Genomic DNA, 2479 nt, shown 5'->3' with positions numbered 1-2479 from the left:
GTAGATCTACTGTATTTTTCAAGATTGGTGTTATGTAGTTTTCTCTTACTTTTATGACCATACCTAGTTAAATCGATATGGTTGATATACAAAATAAGAGGTAAGTAATGCCACATGATGTAACGGATATGCCGGATTTCACTACTGAACAAAAAATCGTTGTGAACAGTAGGGAAGTGAATACTAAAACCAAACTGGTTAGAAAGGAAGACAATGGTTCAATTGTAGGCACCTTGTCTGAACCTCATCGTAAGGTACTTTTTTATCTTTATCAGAACAAAGGCGTAGTTGTTAGCAAGAATATTCTTAAGCGTGTTGGGTGGCCTGGGAAATCGGTAACATCCGCGTCAGTTCTGGTTGCAATCTATGAAATCCGCCGAATGATAGACTGTAAATGTCTATACACTATACCAAATGAAGGCTATTTGTTAGAGCCGAGACCTTGTTGTTGATATTCTGTTCATATTCTAATAATAAAAATTTAATCTCTTTACCGTATATGCTGCTTTCATTATCTTCGATTTTAAGCGTCCATTTATAAGCGACGTTATTAAACACATCTCTTAATAAAGTTGTGTCGTTGGTTGCTCTGTTAGGGAATATTATATGAATACGGACTCTTCCCCTGTAATTGAAGGTAAATGTGAAGAACATAATGAAGTTTTGGAAGTAAACGGTAAGGTTATTGAGCTGAACACAAAACTCATACGCAATATTGAGAATGGTTATATCGTTGGAACGATGCCATTAGCTTACAGAAAAATGATTTTTTTTATGAATCGTCATCGTGGACAACTATTCAGTGTCCCCCAGCTAAAAAATATCGGTTGGGAAGGTGAGACTGTCACTAACTCTTCGGTGATTGTCGCTATCTCAGAGATACGCTCTATTCTTGGTGACGGACTGATCCTAACGATCACCGGCGAAGGTTATGTTTTCCAACCTTAGTGTGTCTTCTCAGTATCGTGTACAAAAAAGGGCGCTTCCTTCAGACATACCGTCTTTGGTGAAGAGCCCTCAGTGTATCGTTCAATCTTATAAGATTAGAGCCAATTACTCGCCTGCAATCTGTAGGTGAGAGCGCTTTAGGCTAGCAATCAACATGTAGATCGTTGTCGCTAATAGAGACGCAAACAGGTAAGTGAATAAGCCTGCTTGTGAATCCATGAAGCTGTCTGCCACGATTGGACCCGCAACTGAACCGATGCTGTAGCAAAGCAGCATGATTTGAGTCACTGACACCAAGTAGCTTGGATCTAAGTTACGGCAGCCCAAGTTGATCGCGATTGGGTAAAGCGCAAATGTCGCCATGCCTAGCACGAACAGGCTCATGCCTAGTACGTAGAAGTCATGATTGATCGTTAGTACGCCAATGCTTGCCACACCGAGTAGGCAGAACAAAGCCATTAACAACACTTGACCTACATGGTGAGATAACCAAGTCACCATCGGCTGCACAGCCATGCCACCCATAATAACCAACGCCATCAAACCGCCAATGTCTTCGTGCGCAATATTACGTTGTTCTAGCTCGACAGGCATTAAACCGTAAATAGCACCCAGTGTAAGACCTGATACGATGCAGCCGATTAACGCACTGTGGCTCAATTTGCTGATCTGTTTTAGAGACAAAGACTGAGCATCATGAATCTGTGGTGGTGTCGCTTGTCCGTACATAAGCACAATGATCGCGCCGAATAGCAGAGTGAACATTGCAATAAAAGGTACGCCGCCAGTAATACCTAGGTAACCAATACCTAATTGACCAACTGCAGAACCGCCGTACAGTGAACACATGTAAATCGCTAAGCGTTTTGCACGTTGTGATTCATCACCGCTCATTAGCCATGATTCAACAATGACGAAAATACCGGCAACCGACACACCAGCCACAAAGCGCGCGATTAGCCACACAGCTTGATGTGGGATTAATGGCAACACAAGGATCGTTGCAATAAACACGCTCAGTGCCATTACAAACGCGTCTTTGTGGCCGATACGTGCAATCGCACGCTCAATCAATAACGTACCCGCCAAAAGGCCTGCATAAAATGCACTCGCCAACCAACTCGATAGATTACTGTCTAGGCCGTATTCAGATAGCATTAATGGCAATGAGCTCATTAGGTAGCCTGAAGCGATCGCGTAGAAAGACAGTGCAATAACTGGAACGGTTATGCGAGTTGTTGGTTGGATGTTGTCCAATGCAGGAGCCTCCGAAAGTGTGAGAAACGATGAATTTTCCGCGACTATGGGGGAGAAACTGGATTGGGTAAAACGAATAAAAATGGTCGTTAAGATAAAAGAAATTTATCGACTAACAAAACTAAAATACCGTTGCGAGATTTGATCATTTCACGAGATTTTATGTGGTCAAAAAGCCGTTAAACCCTTGTTCATTGGCTATTTAATTGAGAGAGTCAAAACAAATTTATTTGTAGCGTTGAAATTAAATTTTAAGTGCAGTTTACGATAAGAG

The 2479-nt window shown here is 41.9% G+C and carries 3 protein-coding genes; 2 read left to right on the top strand and 1 reads right to left on the bottom strand.

All coding sequences use genetic code 11. The features are described 5' to 3' along the window. The first annotated feature begins 107 nt into the window (after positions 1 to 107). On the top strand, positions 108 to 452 hold the full coding sequence (locus BCT81_RS01965) for a winged helix-turn-helix domain-containing protein (RefSeq protein ID WP_102423106.1): 345 nt from the start codon (positions 108 to 110) through the stop codon (positions 450 to 452). 154 nt (positions 453 to 606) lie between these two features. After that, on the top strand, positions 607 to 948 hold the full coding sequence (locus BCT81_RS01960) for a helix-turn-helix domain-containing protein (protein WP_102423105.1): 342 nt from the start codon (positions 607 to 609) through the stop codon (positions 946 to 948). A gap of 105 nt (positions 949 to 1053) precedes the next feature. Here BCT81_RS01960 and BCT81_RS01955 read toward each other — a convergent pair whose 3' ends face one another. Beyond that, on the bottom strand, positions 1054 to 2205 hold the full coding sequence (locus BCT81_RS01955) for an MFS transporter (RefSeq protein ID WP_102423104.1): 1152 nt from the start codon (positions 2203 to 2205) through the stop codon (positions 1054 to 1056). Between the last annotated feature and the right edge of the window lie 274 nt (positions 2206 to 2479).

This window comes from Vibrio sp. 10N.261.52.A1, from assembly GCF_002876325.1.
Taxonomy (GTDB): Bacteria; Pseudomonadota; Gammaproteobacteria; order Enterobacterales; family Vibrionaceae; genus Vibrio; species Vibrio chagasii.
This window is presented reverse-complemented; position numbering and strand designations above follow the sequence as displayed.

Coding starts and splice junctions, on each gene's coding strand:
- BCT81_RS01965 (WP_102423106.1), top strand. CDS start 108: ATGCCACATGATGTAACGGATATGCCGGATTTCACTACTGAACAAAAA.
- BCT81_RS01960 (WP_102423105.1), top strand. CDS start 607: ATGAATACGGACTCTTCCCCTGTAATTGAAGGTAAATGTGAAGAACAT.